This window comes from Streptococcus sp. HMSC066F10, assembly GCF_001813805.1.
Taxonomy (GTDB): Bacteria; Bacillota; Bacilli; order Lactobacillales; family Streptococcaceae; genus Streptococcus; species Streptococcus vaginalis.
On record NZ_KV813968.1, the window covers coordinates 53,630 to 78,640 of the forward strand.

The window sequence follows — 25,011 nt, forward strand, 5'->3', positions numbered from 1 at the left end:
ATATGGTCATAAAAAAACTATCACTTTTCGTGATAGTTTTTTTAATTATTCCATTTCAAATGTGTCACTTTTCTGTTTATTTGGCAAAAACAAAGATAACACAATCCCGACAATCGTCGGTACCAGCCAAGGAATTGAAGCTTGTGCAAATGGCAAAGTATTGATTAAATTACTCACACTAGTCAATTTAAATTGCGAGCCAATAATATTCGCAAATGCAATAATTGTTACAACTGCAACCGTTAGCTGCATTCCAATCTTAGATAAGGCAAGAAACTTATTGACAATCACAATCATTACAATCGCAATGGTAATCGGGTACAAAATTTGCAAGACAGGAACTGAATACTGAATAATCGCTCCCAAACCAAGATTTGCAATTGCAAATCCAATCAAGGTAAAGACTGTTGCAAAAGTTTTGTAGCTGATTTTAGGAAAGGTTTTATTGAAAAATTCTGATGTTGAAACAATCAAACCAACCGTAGTCGTAAAGCAGGTCACTGTTACCATGGCTGCAAGGAAAATCTGTGCTGTCGGACCAAAAATAGCTTGTGTAGCTTGAGATAAGACATAAACTCCTTTATTGGCATCAGACGCCATTACATCAGCCGGAATTGGGAAATGATTTCCAAGAAATCCTAATCCAATATAAAGCGCACTAAATCCCAATGCAACAACAATTCCAACAATCCAAATCGTTGAGATATATTCTTTTTTATTAGCAAAGCCGAGTTGGTTCAATGTTTGCACAGCGATAACGCTAAAAGCAACAGAGGCAAGTGCATCAAGCGTATTATACCCTTCAAGAAAGCCAGTTCCAAAAGCTGCTTTTGCGTATTCCGTGCTAGCATCTTGCGGTGCAGCTACTCCATATTTTATCGCCCCTAAAATGACTAGAATGACAATCAAAATGGCAAACACAGGAGTCAAAATCCGACCAATCCAATCCAAAATTTTGGAAGGATTTAATGAAATCAAGTAAGCAGCCACAAAATACAAGATTGTAAAAATAATAAGTCCTAATCCATTCATATTACTCGAAAGCAATGGTGCAATCCCAACTTCATAAGAAGTCGTTGCCGTCCGAGGAATGGCAAAAAATGGACCAATCGCTAGATACAGAACTACCAAGTAACTGGTCGCAAACCAAGGAGAAATCTTTTTAGAAATTTCGTAAACATAGCCTTTGGGATTTAAAGTACCGATAATCAATGTTAAAATAGCAATTCCAACTCCTGAAAGCACAAATCCTGCAATCGCTGACCAGAAGTGTTCGCCAGACAAAGCTCCTAAAGTTGGCGGAAAAATTAAATTTCCTGCGCCGAAAAATATTCCAAACAATAGTAATCCTGTCAGTGCTCCTTTTTTAATCATCTTCTCTCCCTTTTCTAAAATTCAGTATGTGCAACCATTATAACAGATTCTTACAATACTTCAAGTGATATAAAGTATAAAGTTAAAATATTGCACATATTCTGAATGTTTGAGCAAAACAAAAGCAGCATAATCAACTCATGCTGCCATATTCTTATTTAATCCCTAGGGCGATGCGTGCGTAGCGACTCATTTTATCCACAGTCCATGCTGGATACCACACCAGTCTCACTTCTACTTTGCTCACTTCAGGTACATCTGACATCGCATCATGAATCTGATCAGTTAATAAGTCTGCCAGCGGGCATCCCATTGTTGTTAAGGTCATATCAATCTGCGTCTCACCATTTTCACCATTGAACCGAATTTCATAAATCAAACCAAGATTTACAATATCAATTCCTAATTCAGGGTCAATAACTTGTTCCAAACTTTCCAAGATACGATTTTTAATATCATCAATTTGTTCGTTTGTGTATGCCATGGTGCCTCCTTTTGTCTACTAATCCTCAATAAAGTCACGAAGTGGCTTGCTACGACTTGGATGACGCAATTTGCGTAGGGCTTTGGCCTCAATTTGTCGAATCCGTTCACGAGTCACGTTAAAGACTTTTCCAACATCTTCCAGCGTACGCATTTTACCATCATCTAGACCGAATCGCAAACGTAGTACATTTTCTTCACGGTCTGTTAATGTATCAAGAACCTCGTCTAATTGCTCACGTAGGACAATACGTGTTGTGTAATCAACTGGATTTTCAATCACTTCATCCTCAATGAAATCGCCAAGATGACTATCATCTTCTTCTCCAATTGGAGTTTCAAGAGAGACCGGCTCTTGGGCAATCTTCAAAATTTCACGAACTTTATCTGGTGTCATATCCATGCGCTCAGCAATTTGTTCTGGCGTTGGATCTTGTCCCAATTCTTGCAAAAGATTTCGTTGCTCCCGCACTAATTTATTGATTGTCTCAACCATGTGAACCGGAATCCGAATCGTACGCGCTTGGTCAGCAATCGCACGAGTAATCGCTTGACGAATCCACCAAGTGGCATAGGTCGAAAATTTGAAACCTTTGGTATAGTCAAACTTGTCAACGGCTTTCATCAATCCCATATTGCCTTCTTGAATCAAGTCAAGAAACTGCATGCCGCGTCCAACATAGCGCTTAGCAATAGAGACAACCAACCGCAAATTAGCTTCTGCCAAACGTTGTTTCGCTTCTAAGTCGCCTTGCTCCACAAGAACAGCTAATTCTTGCTCTTCTTCATTGGTCAATAACGGAACAACACCAATTTCCTTTAAATACATACGGACAGGGTCGTTCACTTTAGCAGAATTGCTACCAAGCAACTCCTCATCTGTTAATTCAGCTTCTTCTTCCTCTGTATTTAAAACCCGTTCACTTGGGTTGCCTTCTTTATCCGTAATAGCAATCCCTGCGTCCTGAATCCGTTGAAGAAGATCTTCAATGCCATCAGCTTCCAAAGTAAATGGAATGACTAGCCGATCATTGATTTCATCATCGGTTGCTGTACCAGTTTTTTTATGGTTGCGAATAAATTCTGCAACTTGAACATCAAAAGTTGTTACTTCTTTTTGTTTTGTAGCCATTCCTACTCCATTCTCCTTTTTTGAGCAATAAATCGCTCTAGCTCTTCTAATGCCGTATCTGCATCTCCACTATGAGATGCTTCACGGACTTTTTTACCAATCAATTGATTTTCTTTGCGAAGCAATTCCTTATCTCGCGTTTGCTCCACTTCAATCAGTTCCTGCTCAGAAACTTCCTCTGGTAGATTTTCTTCTAAGACCCGATACCAAGCTTGCTGTACCGAATCATTTTGCTCAGACAAATCTTGTGGCGTTACCTCGCCATTTGTTTTTAAAATATCGTACAAAGTCTGCAATTCTACTGTTGCGAAATGAAAATCTTTCCTCAAACGATAATCATTTAAAATTACAGGATTATCAATCATCCGCTGCAGAAGATGACTCTCTGCCTTAATTAGCCGTGATACTTGCCGTGTTACCGGAATGTCAAGTCTTGACACTTGTTGATGCGATTGCTGTTGTTGCACTCTTCTATTTACCAAACGATGATTATTAACAGTTTGCTCCACCTGCTGGTAGTCAAAATCAGGCAACAATTCAGCTAACATATAAATATAGGAATTTTGTGCAGTGATTGATTGAACCTGTGCAATCAGCAGAGACATTTGTTCAACAAATTCAATTTGAGCTTGCAAGTTTTCGATATTATCTGGCTTCAGATAGTTCAGAAGAAACTCTATATCACTAATTCGTGTTTTAGTCAGTAAATTTTGTAAATCATCAGCAGAATTTTTTTTGATAAATTCATCTGGATCCATATTATCAGGAATCCTGATAATTTCAACTGATAAATCGTACAATTCATTCAGAGCTTTTGCTGTCGCTGCTTGTCCTGCTTTGTCACCATCGTACGTTAAAATAATTTTCTTTGCGAACTTACGAAGATGCTCCACATGCTCATGCGTCAATGCTGTCCCCATAGATGCTACAGCATTTTCAATTCCAGCACGATAAGCGGCTATAACATCCATAAAGCCTTCCATTAAGTAAATTTCGTGACTTTTCTTGATAGTCGCTTTGGCCTTGTCCAGATGATACAACTCATAGCTTTTATTGAAAATCGGTGTACTGCGACTATTTTTATACTTTGCGACTTTCTGCTCTATATCGCTTGCTTGCCAAATACGACCTGAAAAAGCAATGACTTGTCCTTTATCATTTGCCAATGGAAACATAATCCGATTTTGAAAGGCGTCATAAACCAAATTGTTATCAGCTAAGTTGAACAAACCAGAATTCATAATGACTTGCTCATCAAACTTTCCACTAACACTTTTATAAAGATAGTTATTTTCATTGGGCGCTAAACCAATTTGAAAATGCTTGATAACTTCATCTGTTAAGCCACGTTCATAAAGATAAGAACGTGCTTCTTCTCCTATCTTTGTTGTCATCAATACCGCATGGTAAAATCTTGCAGCTTCTGCATGAATATCATAAAGTGCTTGATGAGGATGTGTATGTGTTGACAGCTCTTTTCTACTATGCTTTATTTCTAATGGAAACCCTGCACGATCGGCAACAATTTGTACAGCGTCCATAAAAGAAACACCACGATATTCTTCAATAAATTTAAAGACATCACCTGACTTTCCACAGCCAAAACAGTGATAAAATTGCTTTTCTTCTACCACGTTGAATGATGGAGTTTTTTCACCATGAAAAGGACAAAGCCCTAGATAATTTCTTCCAGCTTTCGTTAGAGCAACGACTTCTCCTATGATTTCGACGATATTGACACTATTTTTAATATCAGAAATGATTTCTTTATCAATCAATAGACAACACCCCCAATTTATCATAGAATAACAACTTACATTTTATAATAAATTTATCAAAAAGTAAAATATTCACTATATTTTTTAGACATTTTATTGACTTTCCCCCCTTTTTTGATATAATATAGTTTAGTATTTTGAAAGGAAAAAGAAAGTGTTAAAGGACCTTAAAGAGTTTTTGCTTCGCGGCAATGTAATTGATTTGGCAGTCGGTGTTATTATTGCCAATGCTTTTGGAGCTATTGTGACTTCGCTTATTGGAGATGTTATTACTCCACTCTTTCTCAATCCAGCTTTAAAAGCTGCTGGTGTAGAACAAATTGCTGGTTTAAAATGGAATGGGATTGCATACGGTAGTTTCTTAAGCGCTGTTATCAATTTCCTCGTCATCGGAACAGTTCTCTTCTTCATCGTCAAGTCTGTTGAAAAAGCGCAAAGTCTTACAAAAAAAGAAGAAGACACTGCTGAAGAAGCTGCAGGACCAACTGAATTAGAAGTTCTTCAAGAAATCAAAGCATTGCTCGAAAGCAAATAATTATGAAAAACATTCACTGATGAAAATCAGTGTTTTTGTTTACTCTCACGGTTTCTTGATATTCTGTTTGCCTTAACCTATCCCTCTAGCTGCTACTTCTATTAATCTTGCGGTGGAGTTTTGAGATGACAGATAACGTCCATATGGTAAAACTGCTAAAGCTATTGATTTTCATTGAGTACGAGTTCGATTTTATCTAAATAGAAACAAAAAACAGACCGAAGTCTGTCATTTTGCTCAATTAGAATTTTTTACGTTTACGAGCTGCTTCTGATTTACGTTTCCGCTTTACAGAAGGTTTTTCATAGAATTCACGTTTGCGTGTTTCTTGAAGAGTACCAGCTTTAGTAACCGCACGTTTGAAACGACGAAGAGCATCGTCAAGGGATTCATTTTTACGTACTACTGTTTTTGACATTTTTTTCACTCCCTTCAAGCTTAAAATCTTTTAAATTCTATCATATTAAAATACACTTGTCAAGTCCCAGAAATTAAGGGAATGTGTAAACTTTTCTAGAACAAGCAATATTATTAACTTAAAAGAGAGTTGATTTTTAGCAAATTTTTCAAAAAATCTGCCAACTACTTCATTCTGTAATCTAGGCTGTAAATTTATCGAATTTGTTCAAAATGTAAATGGACTGCAATATGATCGCCATAACCATTGCGATCCAAATCTCGTTGCAATCGGTAGGAGATATAATGCTCGGCAATGGTGATATAACCAGCACCTAACAGGCGATTTTCTACCATAGATTGAATCATACTGATAGTAGCTCGTTCAACACCAGCTTCCTCTAGATCTAACACTACTTTTTTAGTTACAAGCGCTAAATTTTGACGTAGATCATCTGTCAAGACATAGACTGTTTGTGCTGCTTTCAGAATAGCTTGATAAATTTTATCTGGATTAAAATCAGTAACTTTTCCATTACGTTTGATGACTTGCATGAAAAACTCCTTTAGTTTTATTCGTTTCGTTAAGAGAATACAGTCTATTATACTATTTTTGTGCTGATTCTCAAAATGATAGATACTTTAAATATCTATCAGGCAGAAGTTACATTTAATTTAAATTCTATTTTATTATCATTTCTTCACTGTTGATTTTAATTATCTCAATCAAAAAGACAAACACTCGAAAACAGAGTTGTTTGCCTTTGGGAAGAAAGATTAGATTTTTTCTAAAATCTTTAATTATTTAATCTTCGTTATTTCTTTTACGACGGCGAGCACTAGCTAGAGTTCCCAAACCAAGTAGCAAACCTAATGCAGCAACCTGATCTGCTTTAGTACCTGTAGCAGGCAGAACTTTTTGACCAGTATTTTGTCGTCTAACTAACAATGGTTTTGGTTGGTAAGTTCTGGATAAGTGTAAGTTTTGTACTTTTCCACCTGTTTCTTTTTGAGCCTTCGGAGGAAGTTGACTTCTCAATTGCTCATAGTTTTCTTGTAACTTGGTATAAATTGAACGAGAAATCTCTAGTTTTGCTTCTTCATCTTTTAACGTTTTAACCTTAGAGACATAGTCAGTTTGTGCAGCTTGAAGGGCCTTTTGAGCTGCTTCAAGTACTTGTGGTGCATTTTGTAATTTTTCCAAGTTATCTTGTGCTTCTTTTAGCTTGGTTTGACTAGCTTGCAAAGCGTCTTTTGCCTTGGCAACATTTAACTCCGCTGTAATTAAAGCTTTCTTTAGTTCTGCTAATTTATTTTTAGCACTATCTAACACTTTTTGAGCTTTTTCTAAAGCTACTTGTTTTGGTGCCAACTTGGATGCAATAGTTGCAGTTGCGCGCTTCAAAGCAGCTTCTTTTGTTACAACATTTTGCTTTGCTTTTGTCAAGGCCGCTTCAGCTGTAATCACTCCAGCATTCGCAGTAGCAAGAGCAGCTGAACGATTCGCAGTCAACTTTTGAAGGTCTGCTAATTTTGCTTTTTGAATATTTAAAGTAGATACATAACCCGTTCTTTGAGCTCGCAACACGCCTAATTGACTCTTCGCTACTGTTGCTTGTGCATTTGCGGCCTTTGCAGCACCAGCAAAATTACGGATTGCTTGCTCATACGCGTCTGCGCTAAGAAGAGTACCGTTGTTAACACGTGCATTAAAATTAGGTTCTCTATGAAATCCAACTTCAGACGTTCCATATACATTACTGTATTGATTTGGAACTTTATCATATGCAGCTGAAATGGTATTAAAGTTTTTATCCATCATTTGAAGATAGTGACCAACTCTATAGAAGAAAGCAAGTTGACCACGATTACGTAAGGTGGTATAAATTTGATTGGAATCAATGTCTCGCTCATTGGTTGTTAAGCCATACTTAGCTGCCTCAGCCATATAGATAGATTTTTCCTTATACCAAAAATCAACGGATCCTTTCGGAGTAAAACTAATCGCTACATTTTCATTTCTCAAATATTTGCCCATATGCCAATCTGCTCTTTCAAAATAAAGAGTTTGGACTTGGCTGGCTGGATTCTTGTAAGGATCAATCAATAATTCTTTTAATCCAGCTTGTCTACGATAAGCATTGATAGCTCTAACCAATTCAATCGCTTTTAAGTTATTTGCTAAAGTTGCTGGACTTGTTGCGTCAGAACCAACTGTAATACCGTCTTCACGTTTAGCTCTTTCATAAGTTGCTAGAGCTTCAGTAGCGGCATTACGAATCGCTTCGTTGGCTCCATTTGTTTTAGCGTGTTGTAAAAATTCACCATAGGTTGCCTTGTTTAAATCAACATTTCTTCTATTGGTAGCTGAATGTTCAGCACGGGCTACTTCAGCGGCTTTTTGATCAATAGTCGCTTGATTTTCTGCAAGTTTTTGCTCACTTTGCTTGACTTGCTCAGTCGCTGAATCGATTTCTTTAGGAAGATTAGCGATTTCTTCTTTCACTTTAGCAAGATCTTTTTGCATTTCTGCCAAATTCTTTTCAGCTTGTTTTTCTTCTTCCTTTGCGCGGTTAAGATCTTGTTCTTCATTGGCAACTGGAGCTTTAGCTGTGTCTAATTCGCGTTGTGCAACGTCAACAAGTGATTGTTGCCCCGCAACAACATTTTCTTGATTTTTAACAGCTTCTTTTGCCTTTGTTTCAGACTGTTCTGCTGCTTGAACTTTATTTTCCTCTGTTGTAACCGTCTTCTCTGATGTCGCCACTTCTTCTTTTGCGGTTTCAATAACTTCTGGAGTTGCTTCTTTCTTTTCTGCCTCAGCATTTGCAACAGCTTTTTCGCTATCTGCCACCGCGTCCTTTGAAGTATTTACATCTCCTTTGACTTGCTCTACAACTTTTTGCTGAGCATCTGTTTGAACCTTTGCAGCATCGGCTTGCAGCTTTGCTGATTGAACATCTGTTTCTGTAACTGGTTTGGTGATTTTTTCAGATGTCTTTGGCTCAGTAGATTGTGTTTTTACTTCTTCGGCATTTACTTGATGTGATAAACCGCCTGAAATAATAGTGGTTGCAGCTAAACCGGTCGCAACTACCGATTTTTTAATTTTTCTCTCCATTAGACGGGCTCCTAATATACTTGTTACTTTTCATTATAAACCATTTCAGCCTAAATTACAATTCCGCTAATGTATTACTCAGATAACTATTTCATTAAATTTCTTTTACATTAATTATTGGTAGGGAGAAATCTATGGGGGAATCCTACACAATCCAAACTATCATTTCCTGATTGTAAAAGATTTCAAAATACGCTACAATAGAGAAAAATTCTTCTGTATGGGGACAGTTAAGATGATAAAAACTAAGTATCAATGTATTGTAGATCAGATTAGCCAAGATATTCAAAGTGGGAAATTGTCCAAGGGACAAAAGATTCCTTCTGTCCGTCAGCTGGCAGAATACTATCGCTGTAGCAAGGATACAGCTCAAAAGGCGCTAATGGAATTGAAATATCAAAAGTATATCTATGCGGTTCCTAAAAGTGGCTACTATGTGTTGGAAAATAGTCTGGAGGAGCAGCAGGACATGGAGCTAACCGTTAGAGATGACCACTACCAAATTTATGAAGACTTTCGACTTTGTCTCAATGAAACGCTGATTGGACGTGAGAATTATCTTTTTAACTACTACTCGCAACAAGAGGGGCTAGAGGATTTGCGAGAATCTGTCCAGCAGCTGCTTCTAGATTCAGCTATCTACACCTCTGCTGACAAGATTGTTCTGACATCTGGTACCCAGCAGGCTCTTTATATTCTTTCGCAAATTGCCTTTCCAAATGAAAAATATGAAATTCTAGTTGAGCAGCCGACCTATCATCGGATAAACAATTTGCTAACTGCCCAAAAACTTCCTTATCAAACAATTGAACGAACTCCAGAAGGAATTGATTTAGGAGACTTGGAGCGGAATTTTCAAACTGGACGTATCAAATTCTTCTATACTATCCCGCGCTTTCATTATCCCTTGGGGCATTCTTACAGTCGAAAGGAGAAGGAAGAAATCATTCGTCTTGCTCGGCTTTATGATGTTTATATCATAGAAGATGATTATTTGGCTGACTTTGACAGCAAACGCGAACTAACCTTTCATTACTTGGACAACAGCCAGCATGTCATCTATATCAAATCTTTTTCTACTAGCCTCTTCCCTGCCCTTCGGATAACAGCTCTGCTATTTCCTCCAGCTATTCAGTCTACTTTTATCGCCTACAAAAAAGCAGTAGACTACGACAGCAATCTCATCATGCAGAAAGCTCTATCTCTTTATATTGACAATCTCATGTTTGAAAAAAATCGTCTTTCTCTTCTCAATCAACAAGAAAAAGAATTGACGAGAGCTAAAAAACTTTTAAGCCAAAATCAGCTCAAACTTTCCTACTTTATCAATAGAGATGGTATCTTACTAGATCTACGTGGACTTAAATCCGTCAGCTCCCTCAAACATAGCAATCTGCCATTGGATTTTTTTGAAGCAAGTTATATACAGGATTGTCCTTATCAATACGCAAAAATTAAATACGAGGATCTAGAAAAAACCTTAGAACGCTTAAATGAATATTTATAAGGGAGTGGGACAGAACTAAAAATCGAAAATTTTTAGTTCGTAGTCCCACCCCCGCAAGGGTGATTAGGTGCTCTTCTGAGCTTGAAAAGCGAATGAAGAGTCCAATCACCTACTGCGTTATTCTTTTATTACTAAATCTGATAGAAGCTGGGACACTTTTTGCACAGCCTTTTCTTTAACATATCACTCTTCTTTCATCATTCCAGCCTGCAATTGATACATTTTATAATAAGTACCCTTAAGCGCTAGAAGCTCTTCGTGTGTGCCAGATTCAATGATACGCCCCTGCTCCATGACATAAATGCAGTTAGCGTCCTGAATGGTAGACAGACGGTGAGCAATGGCAATCGTCGTTCGTCCTTGGCGCATTTTTTTCAGCGAAGTTTGGATAAGTTCTTCGGTCTCTGAGTCAATATTAGCAGTTGCTTCGTCCAAAATCAAGATTTTGGGCTTGCTAGCAATTGTTCTCGCAAAAGCCAATAGTTGTCTTTGTCCGCTTGAAAAAGTCGCACCTCGCTCGGTTACTGGACTGTCATATTCTGCAGGAAGCTGACTAATAAAGTCGTGAGCATCCACAAACTTAGCAGCTTCTACAATATCTTCTCGACTCATATTTTCCTGATACATTTGTATATTAGAAGCAATGGTACCGTGATAGAGGAAAGGATCTTGAAGAACTAAACCGATATTGCGACGCAGTTCAGCTTGGCTGTAATCCTTAATATTTTGATCATCAATTAAAATTTCTCCTCTTTCAAATTCATAAAATCGCAGAAAGAGATTGATAATCGAAGACTTGCCTGAGCCTGTCGCACCGACAAAGGCGATTGTTTCCCCCTGCTTGACTGAAAATGAAATATCTTTCAGAACATCACGCTTGCTGTCATAAGAAAAAGAAACATGACGAAATTCAATATTCCCAGCTGTAATTTCCAATGGAAGATTAGCTTGCTTGGGCTCATAGTCCTTACGATCTATTATTTCAAAAACACGGTCTGCAGCCACCATAGATGTCTGTAAAACAGAGTAATTCTGCATCAAATCAATCAGAGGATTGAAAAGTTGATTGACATATTGGATAAAAGCATACATGACTCCTGCTGTCACTCCTGCAACCTGCCAAGTAAAGCCAAAATAGGCTAAAATAACTGCATAAGCTAAAATTTTCAGCAAAGACATAGCTGGACGGAGAAAAAGGCTATTGATATTGAGATAGCGAACTGTATACTCCAAATGCTCCCCGTTAATCGCTTCAAATTCATTTATTAGACGCTTTTCCTGACTAAATGCCTGAATAATTCGCATTCCCTCAATACTTTCAGAAAGTTTAACATTCAAATCGCTTAGTTTACTTCTGACAAGCTTGAGGAGACGATTAGATAAGCGTTGATAAAGCAAAATGGAACCTAACATGACTGGTAAAAAGAGTACAATAAGACCTGTCAATCGCCAATTCAAGCTAAACATCGTCACCAATGTTACAACAAGAATAAAAACAGAGCTTAAAAAACTTGAAAAAATACTACTAAACATATATGAAACCGCTTGTGTATCATTTGTCAAACGGGAGACAATCGCTCCTGCTGGGGTCTGATCAAAATAGACCATCCCTAAATGTTCAATATTTTCAAAACTTTCTTGACGCAAATCACGTACAATGCTATGTGCCACATGCGCAAAAGAATATTGTCCCAAGAAAGTAAATAACACTCGCAAAAGAAAAAGAGCATAGTACATAATCAGAACATAAAAACCTGTCATAATCTGATAACGACTAATAAAATGGTCAATGAAATAGCGAGCTAAAAGTGGCAAAGTTGTCGTTACCAAGGTTGTCGCAAAGATGAAAACGAGCGCCAAAATGCTAATCCATTTATAACGCCACATATAAGTTAGAAGGCGATAAAAGGTTACTTGTTTTCTCATTATCGATCCTCCTTTAGATTTTCTGCCAATTGTTGTTTATGATAAGTTTGTGCATACCAACCGTTTTGAGCCAGCAATTCTTGGTGAGTGCCACGCTCTTTAATGCGTCCATTCTCCATCACCAAAATCAAATCTGCATGAACAACTGCTGACAATCGGTGAGCAGTAATAATCGTCGTTTTGCTGTCTCGTTCTTCCTTGAGATTTTCCAAAATCAAATGCTCTGTTTTAGCATCAACAGCAGACAAAGAATCATCCAATATTAAAATATCTGGTTTCAGAACGAGCGCTCGACTCATCGCTAATCGTTGCTTTTGACCTCCTGAAAGCGATACCCCTCGTTCACCGACAATCGTCTGAAAGCCTTCTGGCATGGCAATAATATCCTCATAAAGACCACAAAGTTTACTAGCTTGAATCACTTCGTCAACTGACAAGTCTGGATTTGCAAAACGAATATTGTCCGCAATTGACATCGCAAAAAGAATCTGCTCCTGTGGTACATAACCAATCAAACTCCGCAAATCCTTTAATCTATACTCTCGAATATCATGATTATTCAGATAAATAGCACCATCTTGAATATCTTGCTCTCTCATCAGTAAGCGCAAAAGTGTCGTCTTACCAGAACCTGTTTGTCCGACGATTCCTAACGTTTGCCCTTTTTCTAACGAAAAGTGAATATTGGACAAAGTTGCTGTTTCCTTATAAGAAAAACATTTAATGTTATAGACCAAACGACCGTTTTGGATAGGGGAAACTGGTTTTTTTGTCTCTTTGACATCAGATTTTTCTGCTGACAGTCGCTCAATCCGCTCATAAGACACCATTCCCCTCTGGCTGATGTTGAAGAGATAGCCCATCGCCTGCAAAGGCCATACCAGCATATCTAGATAAGTAATAAATGTCACTAATTCCCCGACTGTAAATTGCCCTCTAGAGATGAATATTCCCCCAAAAATCAAAGTTAACGCATAAGATAAGCCGATGAAAATCAGAACCATAGGGTCGAAGAGGGAATTGTATTTAGCAGCTAAAATATTCTTCTCATAGACATCCTGATTTGTTCTAGCAAAAGAGTAACTTTCTGCTTTTTGATAGCCAAAAGACTTCGTCACTTTAATCCCCGAAACGCTTTCCTGTACCTTGTTATTCAAGTCAGAAAAGGCCTCCTGAGCCGCTTTAAAGCTCTCATGATTTTTTCGTCCAATTAAACTGGTTCCCCAGGAAAGAAATGGCAATGGCAAAATAGCAATCAAAGTCAAGCGCCAGTCTAAAACAAAAAACATAGTCAGCAGCGTTACCAGTGCTGTGATAGAGGCATCTACCGCCGACATGACACCCCCACCTGCCACACTTACAACTGCATTAATGTCATTCGTTGCATGCGCCATCAAATCTCCTGTTCGATATTTTTGGTAAAAAGACGATGCCATTTGGGTAAAGTGCTCAAAGAGTTGAGAACGTAAAAGTCGTCCCAAGTGATTTGCCGTACCAAAAATATATAGACGCCAAAGATAACGCAGACCATACATAATAAAGGCCGAAGCAACCAAAAGTGAAAGATTTAAAAGTAATTGCTCTGATGTTAGATTTCGACTAACAATACGGTCAATGACCACACCAATTACTCTAGGAGGAATTAAATTAAAAACACTAACCAAATACAAGGCTAGAATTCCGATAATATAACGTTTTTTCTCCAGTTTGAAAAACCAGCCCAATTTTCTGATAAGATTCATATTTTCTCCTCTGCTATTACTAATTACCATTATACATTATTTTGTTGCATTATCTGTAAAAATAAAACGCAGCTAGCGCAACCTAACTGTGTTCCTCATTTCTTTTGGGTCAATTCAAAACTCTTATCTAAAAGGGAAAAAAGTTCTGTATCCGTCAAAGTATCATCCAAGGGCAGGCTCAGCCAATATTTTTTATTCATGTGAAATGCTGGGTAAATTCCTGCTTTCTTAAGCAAATTAGCTACTTGATTGTTTTTGACATTCAGCACTTCTATTTGACCAGTTTTGCCATTTTCAAACTTAGACCAATCTGTAGTCAGAAAGGCTCCATACCATTTTTTACTGTCCTGATGACGGAAAACTCCAGCTTTGGTAGAACTCTTCCTGGAAGACTTTTCCCAGAGGTATTCTAGCTTTCCATCATAGGTTTTTGCAACATAATCTTGCAAGCGACTGCTCTGTTCATAAAGAAAGCCAACTTCCTCAAAACAATTAGCTCGAATCATCAAAAAAATCTCCTGACAAGCTTCACGGACTTGACCGACAAATTCACCTGTCATAGTCTTCATTTTGACTTGCACGTATTCATCACCAGCCTCTTGGTCAAACACTTGGTAGTCCAGCTTCTCACCCTGAAGTTTTAGCTGTAACAGAAAATCACCATTCATTATTTCCTGAGAATAAACAAACTCTTCTCCTCTTTTTTCAAAACCAAATACCTGTAATTTTTCTGGATTTGCTTGATATTTCTCAAATAAGTCTAACATGATCTTCACTTTCTAAAATACAATTTTGGTACCATGAAGTTGATTGACGCCGAGCTTTGCAACAATTTCATCACGATTATCAACCGTAATACCGCCTCCTGGTAAAATATCAATCCTACCAGCTGCATGATTTATCAATTCATATAACCAAGAAAAATGCTCTTGAATCGGCTCTTCTGCCAGTCCACCGTGAGTTAGAATCCGTTTCACGCTATGTTCCATTAGCCAGTCCATTTCACTAAATTGATGTTCTCTTGGAGTAGCGTCAAAAGCCATGTGAAAGACGACTTCCAGCCCTTGCGAGGCTTTTAATAATTTTGCCATTTTTGGATAATCAATTTTATTAGCAGTTGTCAAAACACCAAAAACAAGTCCGTGTGTCCCAGCGCTGCGCGCCATTTGAATGTCTTCTAGCATGATTTCCAATTCCAAGTTATTGTATACAAAGTCTCCCCCGCGTGGACGAATCATCGTCATAACGGTCACATTGTAAGGTTTTGCTAGCTCAACAGCCGCTTTTATGACACCGTAACTAGGCGTTGTTCCGCCAACTGCTAGATTATCACAAAGTTCAATTCGTCGAGCACCAGCCTGCATGGCTTTTTCCAAATTAGTCACATTTTCTGCACAAAATTCATAAATCATTTTCGACCTCTTCTATGTGAAAGCATTTTCTTGTTTATTATAACATAATTACTATTTATTCTTCAAAATCTTTCGCGACTCGCTGGCACCAATCCAACCATTTTTTCCTATGATCCGACTCAGACAAGATACGATTTTCTAAATCTTTTATCGTAAAAATTCCTTTTTCTTCACAAGTTTGAAGGCAATAGTAATAGAAATCCCAATTCAAATTGTCCTCTTCTGCATAAACTGGAATCTCTTCAAAACCAGCTTGATAGGCTATAAATGCTCTGCTGTGGCCATCAGTTAAAAAGATTTTACCTTTCAATCGCTTAATTGGTAAAGGATTTAAGGCGTTTATGTCCTTTGTATCGAACCATATCTGTACCTGCTCTAATTTCTTCTCAGAAAGATAAAATTGACTTGGTTGAATAGCTGACAAAGGAAGCATCAAATCCAAAGCATAGCGATGCCCATTTCCAGTCTTTTCCAAAGGATAAAACCCTACTGACTCAAACATCTTCTTAGAAGCTTCATTATAATCATAGATTTCTTGAACATACAAGCGCTTATAACCCAACTTACGTCCGCGTTCAATCAATACCTGAACAACTGTCCTCCCGATTCCCTGACCACGATAAGCTGAATTGCCAATAACAATCGGCATGTCCTCTTGCCAAAAACTCACATCACAAATCGGCTGCCACCCTGCATTTGTCAAAACTTCAATAAAATACACTTCTCCCTGCTGAGTAAGATAATCATACATTTTCTTGATTCGTTGAAGTGTGTAAGGCGCTCTACTACCATCAGTCAAACGGATTACCTCAAGGTCTTGATACCAAGAAAAAGCGAGGTGAGCTTGTCCATCATACTTTCGCAAACGTAAGGAAGAATCAATGGAAATATACTCTGGTTGTTTCTTTACATCTATCATAATATTCTCCTCTTACTGACATTCTAACAGAAATGACACAGATTGTTTAGGAATTCTGTCCTATTCTATCAAAATTTTCTCTTGACATTACCTGAAAAAACAGTATACTATACTTGTGTATATACAGTAAAAAGGAGAAAATTATGAAACCTAAAACAAAAAATCAATTTATAACTCTTACAGCTCTTCTGACCGCACTAGCTATTGTTATTCCCATGGTTATGCCTGCAAAGATTATTATTCCGCCTGCATCCTACACTTTGGCAAGCCATGTTCCCATCTTTTTAGCCATGTTTATCTCGCCGTTAATGGCTTTGATCGTTATTCTAGGATCTACTTTTGGTTTTTTAGTAGCTGGTTATCCCATTGTTATCGTTCTTCGTGCCCTGTCGCACCTATGCTTCGGCTTGGTAGGCGCTCTTTATCTAAAAAAATATCCTAAAACTTTAGATAAACCAATCCAGACTTGGATTCTTAATATTGTCCTTGCTTTTATTCATGCAATTGCTGAAGTCCTTGCTTGCCTCATCTTTTACGCCTCAACTTCTTTTCCAGCAAATATGTTTTATCTGCTTTTCATCCTTGTAGGAGTTGGAACTATCATTCATAGTATCGTTGATTTTATCATTGCACAATTTATCTATAAAGCTCTACAAAAAATCCGCTAAATCTTGAATATTTAACAGATTTATTCTACAATGAATTTATGATAAAACAAAGAAGAACAGATTTATTACAGCTTTTAAAAACTGCGGAAACTCCCTTAAATGGACAAATTTTAGCAGAGAAATTCCATGTTACTCGACAAATCATTGTACAAGACATTGCCGTTTTACGAGCAGATGGCGCTCCTATTATTAGCACAAATCGAGGCTATATTTACAAAACGAATGATACTGCTAAATATTATCACCAGCTTTTTAAAGTTAAGCATACGATTGAAGATATTGAAGCGGAATTACTGGAAATTGTAGATAATGGTGGACGAGTTCAAAATATTATGGTAGAGCATCCCGTTTATGGGGAAATTCAAACCTATCTGAAATTAACTTGCCGCAGAGATGTTCAGCATTTCATTCAACAAATTCACGAGACCAATTTCCGCGGTTTATCTGAATTGACAGACGGTGTCCATTATCATCTAGTAGAAGCTGATTCGCAACAAGATTTAGACTATGTCGAAAAAGCACTAGAAAAATTGGGATTTTTATTATAAAATTCAAACATGATTTCTACATAGATTTCAAAAAAATAGAGCCTGAATGATCTGCACCCCAAAAATTAGACAGAAAAAATCTAACTTTTGGGGTATTTTATTACGAAATTGAGTTATGAAGATAAAGTGCAAATCTATGAACTAAAAAAACAAGGAATCAGCTTAAAGCAACTCTCAAATAAATTTGGAGTACGTATTTCTACACTGACATACATGTTTAGTTTGATTGCTCGTTACGGGATAGAAATAGTCAAGAAAGGAAAGAATCGTTATTATTCTCCAGAATTAAAACAAGAAATGATTGATAAAGTTCTTCTTGAAGGTCGTTCGCAAAGAAGTGTTAGTCTTGATTATGCCCTCCCAAACCAAGGAATGTTTCCAAATTGGCTGGCGCAATACAAGAAAAACGGGTATACTCTTGTTGAGAAAACAAAAGGGAGACCAGCTAAAATGGGACGTAAACGGAAGAAAACTTGGGAAGAAATGACAGAACTAGAGCGACTTCAGGAGGAGAATGAACGGTTACGTACTGAGGTGGCCTACCTAAAAAGTTAGAGGAAAGGGACGAAGCCTTAGAGCGAGAAAGGCAGAGACAGTTAGAGAAATGGTTTCAGGAGGATTTCGATTATATTTACTTCTTGAAACAGCATGTTTAGCTCGCTCAACTTACTATTATCAATTGAAACAGCTGGATCAACCAGATAAGGATAAAGATCTAAAGGATGAAATACAAGCCATTTATAATGAACATACAGGCAACTATGGCTATCGTCGAATCCATTTAGAATTAAGGAATCGCGGATTTGTGATTAATCATAGGCTCGAATTCGTCGCAAACGGAAGTATTCTTCCTACCAAGGAGAGATTGGCAAGAAAGCAGAGTATCTCATTCAACGCCAGTTTGAAGCATCGAGGCCAATGGAAAAGTGCTATACGGATGTGACAGAGTTTTCTATTCCGAATGGCACGCAGAAACTCTATTTATCACCTGTTTTAGATGGTTTCAACAGTGAAATCATCGCTTATAATCTTTCTACTTCACCGAACTTGGAACAAGTGAAGAGCATGTTAAAACAGGCCTTCACAGAGAAACACTATGAGAATACGATTCTCCATAGCAACCAGGGCTGGCAATACCAACACGATTCTTATCATCATTTCCTAGAGAGTAAGGGAATTCAAGCATCTATGTCGCGCAAGGGTAATAGCCCAGACAATGGTATGATGGAATCTTTCTTTGGCATTTTGAAATCCGAAATGTTTTATGGCTATGAGAATCACTTTAGGTCTTTAGAAGACAAGACCTTGAACAAGCTATTGTGAACTACATTGATTATTACAACAACAAACGAATTAAGGTCAAACTAAAAGGACTTAGCCCTGTGCAATACAGAACTAAATCCTTTCAATAATTATTTGTCCAACTTTTGGGGGTCAGTACAGAATGGCTCCATTTTTATTTCTCATCAATAACAATTCTGACTTTTTTATCTTCGGTTGGGACAGAATAAACAATCGTTCTTATCGCAGAGATCGTGCGACCTTTACGACCGATTACACGTCCAACATCACTAGGGTCAAGATCTAAATGATATTCCAAAAATTCTGGTGTATCTTCAATCTTGATAGTTAAAGCATCTGGTTGTGAAATCAAAGGTTTCACTATCGCAATAATAAGATTTTCAATCGTGTCCATAGTCAACCTGCACTTCTATTATTTAGAGTATTTAGAATCGTGGAATTTCTTCATAACGCCAGCTTTTGAAAGAATGTTACGAACAGTATCAGAAGGTTGAGCACCTTTTGACAACCAGTCAAGAATACGATCTTCTTTTAAAGTTACTTGGTTTTCAGCAACAAGTGGATTGTAAGTTCCAACTGTTTCGATAAAACGTCCGTCACGTGGTGAACGTGAGTCTGCTACATTGATACGGTAGAAAGGTTTTTTCTTAGAACCCATACGAGTTAAACGAATTTTAACTGCCATTTTAAAAATTTCTCTTTTCTCTTTTTTATTTTTAGGAATAGCAGAACTATTCCCAACACACTCTATCTTATCACAAGAAAGAAAAGGTGTCAAGAAAAAATCTTGACATCTTTTGATATTACCATTCTACGACTTCAAAGACTGTAGCTGTCAGATCTTCAACAAAAGAATCGCTAACTTGACGACTATTTCCAGCTACAAGTTTCAAATTTTCAATATCTTCAATATTGTATCTATCACCACTTGCATTAAAAATTACGAGGTAATAATTATCATCTTTCACTTCAAAAATGACAATTCCACTTCCGGAATGCGCCGAATGTACAAAGGCATGATGGTAAATGTCATCATAATGCTGGTAAGAAAATTCTTTTGTTGTCGTTTTTAAATGGATCATCTGTTTGATATAGTTGATACTTTCTTGGTGATCAGCTATCAAATCCCAATTTACCTGATTAACAGTATCAGGAGCATTATAACTATTCATAGCACGTTCATAATCTTCCTGAATAGTTTGACCATTTTCTCCAGTTGCTACTAGCTTGCTACGTGAAAATTCCTGTCCCAACTCCATAAAACTCATGCCTTGCAAGAGGAGATTCATCGCAGTTGCTAATTCAATCCGCTTAGTACGAGTCAATTCATCATCATCTGGGTGCAGTTCAGCTAACAAATCGTGCAAATTGTAATTATCATGCGCTTCTACATAATTAACAACTTGTTTTGGCTCCAGATAGGTTCCTAGTTCACTACTTCCTAGAATTGCCTTGGCAACAATTGATTCTGTCGCTTGACTACTTACAAAGCCAGCTTTCAAACCACCATAAACCTCTGCGCCTTTGATAGCATCACGTTCAGTATCGTTGAAAAATCCGATATTAGGTAATTCAAAGGCATTATCTTTTTTGGCTTTGTCAAGCGGAAGCAATCCTGTCCCCATATCCCAACCTTCACCGTATGTGAGAATTCTCGGGTCAATTTTATCTAACGCTTCCCGAATTTGACGCATCGTTTCAATATCATGAATGCCCATTAAATCAAAACGAAAACCATCAATATTATACTCTTTTACCCAATAAAGGATAGAATCAATCATATATTTACGAAACATTTCATGCTCGCTGGCTGTCTCGCTCCCCACACCTGTTCCATTTTGGAAAGATCCGTCTGGATTCATTCGATAGTAATAATCAGGCACTGCTTGTTGAAACGGTGAATCATGAGTCGAATAAATATGGTTATACACGACATCTATCACTACGGAAATGCCCGCATCATGATAGGCTTGAATCATCGTTTTTAAATCCCGCATTCCTTGAGATGGGTTTGCTGGATCAGTTGAAAAACTTGTTTCTGGAGCATTGTAATTTTGTGGATCATACCCCCAATTGTAGGTCACATTTCCATGCCAATCATACTCTTTATGTCGATCAGAGATGGGCTGCAATTGTACAACATTGATACCTAAAGATTGGATATAATCAAATCCCGTCGCCTGGCCAGATCGATTTTTGGTTCCTTTTTGACAAGCCCCTAAAAAGGTTCCTCGGTGTTTTTTAGACACGCCAGAACTGCTAGACTTCGTCAAATCTCGTACATGCATCTCATAAATAACAGCTTGACAAGGATTCTTTAGACGCCAAATTGCCTGTTGCCCTTGTTTCACTTGGAAATGTTTTGGATTTCGCTCCGCAGGCGATAAAATGACAGAACGCTTTCCATCTTCCGTTACGGCTTCCGCATACGGATCGCGTGTTACTGTTTTGTGATGTTCAAACTCTAGCTGGTACTGATAGGCTTTATTTGCCAAGTCATCTGAAATCACTCGAGACCAAATTCCGATTGTATTTTTAGCATGATCTTTGGAAAAATCTTCTCCTCTTTGTAAGTCGTAGACCTTCCAGATTTTCGCTTTGTTAGTGCTATTCTTGTAGACTACTAGCTGAACTTTTTTTGCAGTCGGTGCCCAGAGTTTGAATTCTGCTTGTTCACCATTATACCGACACCCTAACCAACCTTGATACCCCCAATGCTGATCAAAATGTTTGCTGTCTAATGCCATATCAAAAGCATGAGGATCTTGCTTTGCATGATACGGACTAGTCATAGCAGCCTGCCTAGAATAATAAACTTGACTGTCTCCTTCTATAATCCAAACCTCAGTCACTAAATGAGATGGTAACAACTGAATGGAATAGTCAACCGACTGATGAGACCAATCGGTTGTTTTTACAATGACATGGACATTACTCAAAGCTTGTTCGCTTTTATAGGACAAGGTTCCTTGAATCCCGAAATCATCATACTGGGAAAAAGTACTCTCTTCTCCCCATTTATTCATTTGCCATTTCCACATATTATAGGCTGCATAATTTCCTAATTGATTATGGTAATGGATTAAGACACGATAGTCTAACATCACATTCTCCTGATTATTCTTTATTCTCCAATGACAAAGCACTATCGCTAATCTCATCAATATTTGCAAAAAATTCTAAATGGTTATGAAGAACTTCCAATTCAACAGGAGTATCTCCACCATATTCGCCATCCAGATTTAACATGAATGGGGCTTTTTTGTCTAAAACTTCTAACTTTAACTTACTTGTTTTTAAATATTCTACATTCACATCTGTCACATGTTGACCACCATTGATTGCTTGAATCATCAACGCCAACATATCAAACAACCGAGCAGTTTTCACCAAAATCAAGGTAAAATTACCATCATCTAGCACTGTATCTGGCGCTAATTTTTCAAAACCACCGATTGAATTTGTCAAGGCAACAAAAATCAAAGAGACCTTACCTTCAAACACACCGTGGTCGTGCTCAATGTGTACCTTGCGTAATTTAGATTTTGGCAGCATTTCTGCTCCTTTTGCGACATAGGCAAGGTAGCCTAGACGTGACTTGACTTCACTTGGAACACTATAGGTCAATTCTGTCAAAGTTCCCGCTGCAGCAATGTTAATAAAATATTTTTTCCCATAAGCCTGACCAATATCCATTTTTATAGTTTGATTTTTTTCAATGATACGAGCTGCTGCCACCGGATCCCCCATTGGAATCTTGAGGGCGCGTGCATAATCATTGGTCGTACCAGTTGGAATAAACGCCAACTTTGGACGATTTTTCAACGGTGCTACCCCATTGACCACTTCATTGATTGTCCCATCGCCACCAGCTGCAACAATTAAATCAAATCCCGCTTTGGCTGCTCTCTCTGCTTCATTTTGAGCTGATAAAGGAGCTGGCGTCGTCTGATAAGCACTTGTTTCATAGCCTACATCTTCTAAAACGTCTAAAACTTCTGCGATATTTTTTTTAATAATTTCCTGACCAGAGGTCGGATTATAAATCAATCGTGCTCTTTTTCTAGCTGTTTCCATACAAACCTCTATAAACTCTCAAGCCAAGCTTCATCACGAATGGTTATGCCCAACTCTTGAGCTTTTGTTAATTTACTTCCTGCATCTGCTCCGGCAACGACTAGACTTGTTTTCTTAGATACCGAGCTCGTCACCTTTGCACCTAAACTTTCTAATTTCGCTTTTGCTTCTGAACGATTGAGACGTTCCAATTTTCCTGTTAAAACAACGGTCAATCCAGAAAGCGCTGCATCTGCTGCCACTTTTTCGCCAAGGTAGGTGAAATTTAATCCCGCTTCTTTTAATTCCGACAATAAAATATGAGTTCCTTCTTGTGCGAAATAGCTGGAAAGACTCTCAGAAATCACCATTCCTAGACTATCCAGCGCAGCAATTTCTTCTCTTTTTGCTTTTGCTAATTGCTCCAAATCATGAAAATGCTCCAACAAAATCTGACTGGCTTTACTTCCAACATGGCGAATGCCCAAGCCAAATAATAATTTCTCAGCAGAATTTTCCTTGGAAGCCTGAATAGCAGTATACAACTTATTAGCTGATTTTTCCTTAAAATTTTCCAATTGCAGCAAATCTTCGACAGTCAAGCGATAAATGCCAGCCACATCATTTACCAACTGCTGATCAAATAACTTTTCTACAACAGCAGGACCAAGACCAGTGATATTCATGGCATCGCGACTAGCAAAATGAATCAAGCCTTCTTTGATTTGTGCAGGACAACGTGGATTGATACAGCGCAAAGCAACCTCATCTTCAAAGTGAATCAACTCGCTGTTGCAACTTGGACAATTCTTTGGAATCTCCAATTTCTCTTTTGATTGGCGCTTGCTTTCAACCACTCGCAAAACAGCCGGAATAATGTCGCCCGCCTTATAAACGATAACTGTATCGTCTTTGCGAATATCTTTTTCAGCAATGTAATCTACATTGTGCAAAGTGGCTCGGCTGACCGTTGTCCCTGCTAATTGCACAGGCGTCAAGTTAGCGGTCGGCGTAACAACTCCAGTCCGCCCAACCGTCCAGTCAACTGATAAAAGCTGCGCTTCTTTTTCCTCGGCTGGAAATTTGTAAGCAATCGCCCATTTAGGTGCTTTTACGGTAAAACCAAGCTCTTCTTGTACCGCCAAATCATTTACCTTGATTACAACACCGTCAATATCATACGGTAACTGGTCGCGTTCTTGAGCGATTTGTCCAATAAACCGCCACACTTCATCCATCGAATGTGCCAAAATATGCCACTCATTCACACTGAATCCATTTTTAGATAACTGATTTAAAACAGCTTCTTGGCTCGTCGCACTTGTCGGACTGGCCTCTTGATAGAGAAAGGTTGCAAGATTTCGCTTGGCAACAATCGCCGTATCCAACTGACGCAATGTTCCTGCCGCTGCATTTCTCGGATTAGCAAATTCTGGTTCTCCGTTTTCCTGACGTAGCTGATTCACCGCATCAAAAGAGCTACGTGGCATATAACATTCACCACGGACAGTCATATCAACTTCGCTTGGCAACTTTAAAGGAATATCTTTCACTCTTTTCAGATTTTCTGTGATATTTTCACCAACAGAACCGTCTCCGCGAGTCGCTCCTGCAACTAAAATCCCCTTTTCATACATGAGAGAAACAGAGAGGCCGTCAATTTTTAGTTCACATAGATAGCTAACATCTGGAAAATCTTTCCGAATCCGTGCATCAAATACATCTAACTCTTCACGTGAAAAAGCATCCTGCAAACTATAGAGCGGATACTGGTGTTGGTATTTTTCAAAACCTTCTAAAACCTTACCTCCCACACGATGAGTTGGGCTATCAGGCTGAACGAACTCTGGATACTGCTTTTCTAAATCTAATAATTCATGATACAGCTTATCATATTCACTGTCCGATACGCTTGGATTATCAGTCGTATAATATTCATGAGCATACTGATTGAGCAACTTCACCAGTTCTAACATTCTGTCTTTCATATTTCTATTTTATCATAATTCATGTGTTTCTACAGCATTCTTACCTATATTCTTTACAAAAAATTAGACAAAAATGTAAAATAGCAGAAAAATAATCATCGTCACATCAAATATGATAAATTTC

The 25,011-nt window shown here is 38.0% G+C and carries 21 protein-coding genes and 1 pseudogene; 5 read left to right on the plus strand and 17 right to left on the minus strand.

Annotated elements, in window-relative coordinates; genetic code table 11:
- Positions 1 to 45 precede the first annotated feature (45 nt).
- The 4 genes from brnQ to dnaG all read right to left on the minus strand — a co-directional run bounded on the left by brnQ (position 46) and on the right by dnaG (position 4,767).
- Positions 46 to 1,374 (minus strand): branched-chain amino acid transport system II carrier protein, encoded by a 1,329-nt coding sequence (gene brnQ, locus HMPREF2933_RS03980; protein WP_070672542.1) that lies wholly within the window; start codon positions 1,372 to 1,374, stop codon positions 46 to 48.
- A 154-nt stretch (positions 1,375 to 1,528) separates the two neighbouring features.
- Positions 1,529 to 1,858 (minus strand): metal-sulfur cluster assembly factor, encoded by a 330-nt coding sequence (locus tag HMPREF2933_RS03985; RefSeq protein WP_003024629.1) that lies wholly within the window; start codon positions 1,856 to 1,858, stop codon positions 1,529 to 1,531.
- An 18-nt stretch (positions 1,859 to 1,876) separates the two neighbouring features.
- On the minus strand, positions 1,877 to 2,989 hold the full coding sequence (gene rpoD / locus HMPREF2933_RS03990; protein ID WP_003024631.1) for an RNA polymerase sigma factor RpoD: 1,113 nt from the start codon (positions 2,987 to 2,989) through the stop codon (positions 1,877 to 1,879).
- 2 nt (positions 2,990 to 2,991) lie between these two features.
- Entirely contained in the window at positions 2,992 to 4,767 is a 1,776-nt protein-coding gene (dnaG, locus tag HMPREF2933_RS03995; protein ID WP_280921973.1) for a DNA primase, read from the minus strand.
- Between the two features lie 154 nt (positions 4,768 to 4,921).
- Between dnaG and mscL the strand changes: the two genes are divergently transcribed.
- On the plus strand, positions 4,922 to 5,302 hold the full coding sequence (mscL, locus tag HMPREF2933_RS04000) for a large conductance mechanosensitive channel protein MscL (RefSeq protein ID WP_022525808.1): 381 nt from the start codon (positions 4,922 to 4,924) through the stop codon (positions 5,300 to 5,302).
- 241 nt (positions 5,303 to 5,543) lie between these two features.
- Here mscL and rpsU read toward each other — a convergent pair whose 3' ends face one another.
- The 3 genes from rpsU to HMPREF2933_RS04015 form a co-directional block, all read right to left on the minus strand.
- Positions 5,544 to 5,720 (minus strand): 30S ribosomal protein S21, encoded by a 177-nt coding sequence (gene rpsU, locus HMPREF2933_RS04005; RefSeq protein WP_000048054.1) that lies wholly within the window; start codon positions 5,718 to 5,720, stop codon positions 5,544 to 5,546.
- A 194-nt stretch (positions 5,721 to 5,914) separates the two neighbouring features.
- Positions 5,915 to 6,253, minus strand: coding sequence for an ATP cone domain-containing protein (locus HMPREF2933_RS04010; protein WP_024051567.1), 339 nt, complete (start codon positions 6,251 to 6,253; stop codon positions 5,915 to 5,917).
- A 250-nt stretch (positions 6,254 to 6,503) separates the two neighbouring features.
- Positions 6,504 to 8,819 carry a CAP domain-containing protein gene (locus HMPREF2933_RS04015; protein WP_070672545.1) on the minus strand — a complete coding sequence of 772 codons (2,316 nt, stop codon included), beginning with the start codon at positions 8,817 to 8,819 and terminating at the stop codon, positions 6,504 to 6,506.
- A gap of 220 nt (positions 8,820 to 9,039) precedes the next feature.
- Between HMPREF2933_RS04015 and HMPREF2933_RS04020 the strand changes: the two genes are divergently transcribed.
- Entirely contained in the window at positions 9,040 to 10,326 is a 1,287-nt protein-coding gene (locus HMPREF2933_RS04020) for an aminotransferase-like domain-containing protein (RefSeq protein WP_042753926.1), read from the plus strand.
- 183 nt (positions 10,327 to 10,509) lie between these two features.
- Here HMPREF2933_RS04020 and HMPREF2933_RS04025 read toward each other — a convergent pair whose 3' ends face one another.
- From HMPREF2933_RS04025 to HMPREF2933_RS04045, 5 genes are all read right to left on the minus strand, one after another.
- Positions 10,510 to 12,252 (minus strand): ABC transporter ATP-binding protein, encoded by a 1,743-nt coding sequence (locus HMPREF2933_RS04025; protein WP_024051570.1) that lies wholly within the window; start codon positions 12,250 to 12,252, stop codon positions 10,510 to 10,512.
- Positions 12,252 to 13,994 carry an ABC transporter ATP-binding protein gene (locus HMPREF2933_RS04030; RefSeq protein WP_070672548.1) on the minus strand — a complete coding sequence of 581 codons (1,743 nt, stop codon included), beginning with the start codon at positions 13,992 to 13,994 and terminating at the stop codon, positions 12,252 to 12,254. The genes HMPREF2933_RS04025 and HMPREF2933_RS04030 overlap by 1 nt, the downstream gene beginning before the upstream one ends.
- A gap of 95 nt (positions 13,995 to 14,089) precedes the next feature.
- Positions 14,090 to 14,761 carry an MmcQ/YjbR family DNA-binding protein gene (locus HMPREF2933_RS04035; protein ID WP_070241669.1) on the minus strand — a complete coding sequence of 224 codons (672 nt, stop codon included), beginning with the start codon at positions 14,759 to 14,761 and terminating at the stop codon, positions 14,090 to 14,092.
- A 12-nt stretch (positions 14,762 to 14,773) separates the two neighbouring features.
- Positions 14,774 to 15,406 (minus strand): copper homeostasis protein CutC, encoded by a 633-nt coding sequence (locus HMPREF2933_RS04040; RefSeq protein ID WP_070672551.1) that lies wholly within the window; start codon positions 15,404 to 15,406, stop codon positions 14,774 to 14,776.
- Positions 15,407 to 15,461: 55 nt separating this feature from the next.
- Positions 15,462 to 16,325 (minus strand): GNAT family N-acetyltransferase, encoded by an 864-nt coding sequence (locus HMPREF2933_RS04045; protein WP_024051574.1) that lies wholly within the window; start codon positions 16,323 to 16,325, stop codon positions 15,462 to 15,464.
- Positions 16,326 to 16,468: 143 nt separating this feature from the next.
- Between HMPREF2933_RS04045 and HMPREF2933_RS04050 the strand changes: the two genes are divergently transcribed.
- From HMPREF2933_RS04050 to HMPREF2933_RS09975, 3 genes and pseudogenes are all read left to right on the plus strand, one after another.
- Entirely contained in the window at positions 16,469 to 16,993 is a 525-nt protein-coding gene (locus HMPREF2933_RS04050; protein ID WP_024051575.1) for an ECF transporter S component, read from the plus strand.
- A 38-nt stretch (positions 16,994 to 17,031) separates the two neighbouring features.
- Entirely contained in the window at positions 17,032 to 17,541 is a 510-nt protein-coding gene (locus tag HMPREF2933_RS04055; RefSeq protein WP_070672554.1) for a transcription repressor NadR, read from the plus strand.
- Positions 17,542 to 17,640: 99 nt separating this feature from the next.
- Positions 17,641 to 18,953 (plus strand): annotated as a pseudogene (locus tag HMPREF2933_RS09975) (IS3 family transposase).
- Positions 18,954 to 18,997: 44 nt separating this feature from the next.
- Here HMPREF2933_RS09975 and kphA read toward each other — a convergent pair.
- From kphA to ligA, 5 genes are all read right to left on the minus strand, one after another.
- Positions 18,998 to 19,237, minus strand: a complete 240-nt coding sequence (gene kphA, locus HMPREF2933_RS04070; RefSeq protein WP_003001620.1) for an RNA-binding protein KphA — start codon at positions 19,235 to 19,237, stop codon at positions 18,998 to 19,000.
- An 18-nt stretch (positions 19,238 to 19,255) separates the two neighbouring features.
- The gene (rpsP, locus tag HMPREF2933_RS04075) at positions 19,256 to 19,528 is read right to left on the minus strand and encodes a 30S ribosomal protein S16 (RefSeq protein WP_003024685.1); all 273 of its coding nucleotides are present in this window, start codon (positions 19,526 to 19,528) and stop codon (positions 19,256 to 19,258) included.
- A gap of 118 nt (positions 19,529 to 19,646) precedes the next feature.
- Positions 19,647 to 21,947 (minus strand): type I pullulanase, encoded by a 2,301-nt coding sequence (pulA, locus tag HMPREF2933_RS04080; RefSeq protein ID WP_070672558.1) that lies wholly within the window; start codon positions 21,945 to 21,947, stop codon positions 19,647 to 19,649.
- Positions 21,948 to 21,960: 13 nt separating this feature from the next.
- Entirely contained in the window at positions 21,961 to 22,920 is a 960-nt protein-coding gene (locus tag HMPREF2933_RS04085) for a diacylglycerol kinase family lipid kinase (protein ID WP_024051581.1), read from the minus strand.
- An 8-nt stretch (positions 22,921 to 22,928) separates the two neighbouring features.
- Positions 22,929 to 24,887, minus strand: coding sequence for an NAD-dependent DNA ligase LigA (ligA, locus tag HMPREF2933_RS04090; RefSeq protein WP_024051582.1), 1,959 nt, complete (start codon positions 24,885 to 24,887; stop codon positions 22,929 to 22,931).
- Positions 24,888 to 25,011 lie beyond the last annotated feature (124 nt).

Coding starts and splice junctions, on each gene's coding strand:
- HMPREF2933_RS04050 (WP_024051575.1), top strand. CDS start 16,469: ATGAAACCTAAAACAAAAAATCAATTTATAACTCTTACAGCTCTTCTG.
- HMPREF2933_RS04015 (WP_070672545.1), bottom strand. CDS start 8,819: ATGGAGAGAAAAATTAAAAAATCGGTAGTTGCGACCGGTTTAGCTGCA.
- HMPREF2933_RS04055 (WP_070672554.1), top strand. CDS start 17,032: ATGATAAAACAAAGAAGAACAGATTTATTACAGCTTTTAAAAACTGCG.
- ligA (WP_024051582.1), bottom strand. CDS start 24,887: ATGAAAGACAGAATGTTAGAACTGGTGAAGTTGCTCAATCAGTATGCT.
- HMPREF2933_RS04030 (WP_070672548.1), bottom strand. CDS start 13,994: ATGAATCTTATCAGAAAATTGGGCTGGTTTTTCAAACTGGAGAAAAAA.
- brnQ (WP_070672542.1), bottom strand. CDS start 1,374: ATGATTAAAAAAGGAGCACTGACAGGATTACTATTGTTTGGAATATTT.
- HMPREF2933_RS04010 (WP_024051567.1), bottom strand. CDS start 6,253: ATGCAAGTCATCAAACGTAATGGAAAAGTTACTGATTTTAATCCAGAT.
- HMPREF2933_RS04085 (WP_024051581.1), bottom strand. CDS start 22,920: ATGGAAACAGCTAGAAAAAGAGCACGATTGATTTATAATCCGACCTCT.
- rpsU (WP_000048054.1), bottom strand. CDS start 5,720: ATGTCAAAAACAGTAGTACGTAAAAATGAATCCCTTGACGATGCTCTT.
- rpoD (WP_003024631.1), bottom strand. CDS start 2,989: ATGGCTACAAAACAAAAAGAAGTAACAACTTTTGATGTTCAAGTTGCA.
- HMPREF2933_RS04020 (WP_042753926.1), top strand. CDS start 9,040: ATGGGGACAGTTAAGATGATAAAAACTAAGTATCAATGTATTGTAGAT.
- HMPREF2933_RS04040 (WP_070672551.1), bottom strand. CDS start 15,406: ATGATTTATGAATTTTGTGCAGAAAATGTGACTAATTTGGAAAAAGCC.
- HMPREF2933_RS04025 (WP_024051570.1), bottom strand. CDS start 12,252: ATGAGAAAACAAGTAACCTTTTATCGCCTTCTAACTTATATGTGGCGT.
- HMPREF2933_RS03985 (WP_003024629.1), bottom strand. CDS start 1,858: ATGGCATACACAAACGAACAAATTGATGATATTAAAAATCGTATCTTG.
- pulA (WP_070672558.1), bottom strand. CDS start 21,947: ATGTTAGACTATCGTGTCTTAATCCATTACCATAATCAATTAGGAAAT.
- HMPREF2933_RS04045 (WP_024051574.1), bottom strand. CDS start 16,325: ATGATAGATGTAAAGAAACAACCAGAGTATATTTCCATTGATTCTTCC.
- rpsP (WP_003024685.1), bottom strand. CDS start 19,528: ATGGCAGTTAAAATTCGTTTAACTCGTATGGGTTCTAAGAAAAAACCT.
- kphA (WP_003001620.1), bottom strand. CDS start 19,237: ATGGACACGATTGAAAATCTTATTATTGCGATAGTGAAACCTTTGATT.
- HMPREF2933_RS04035 (WP_070241669.1), bottom strand. CDS start 14,761: ATGTTAGACTTATTTGAGAAATATCAAGCAAATCCAGAAAAATTACAG.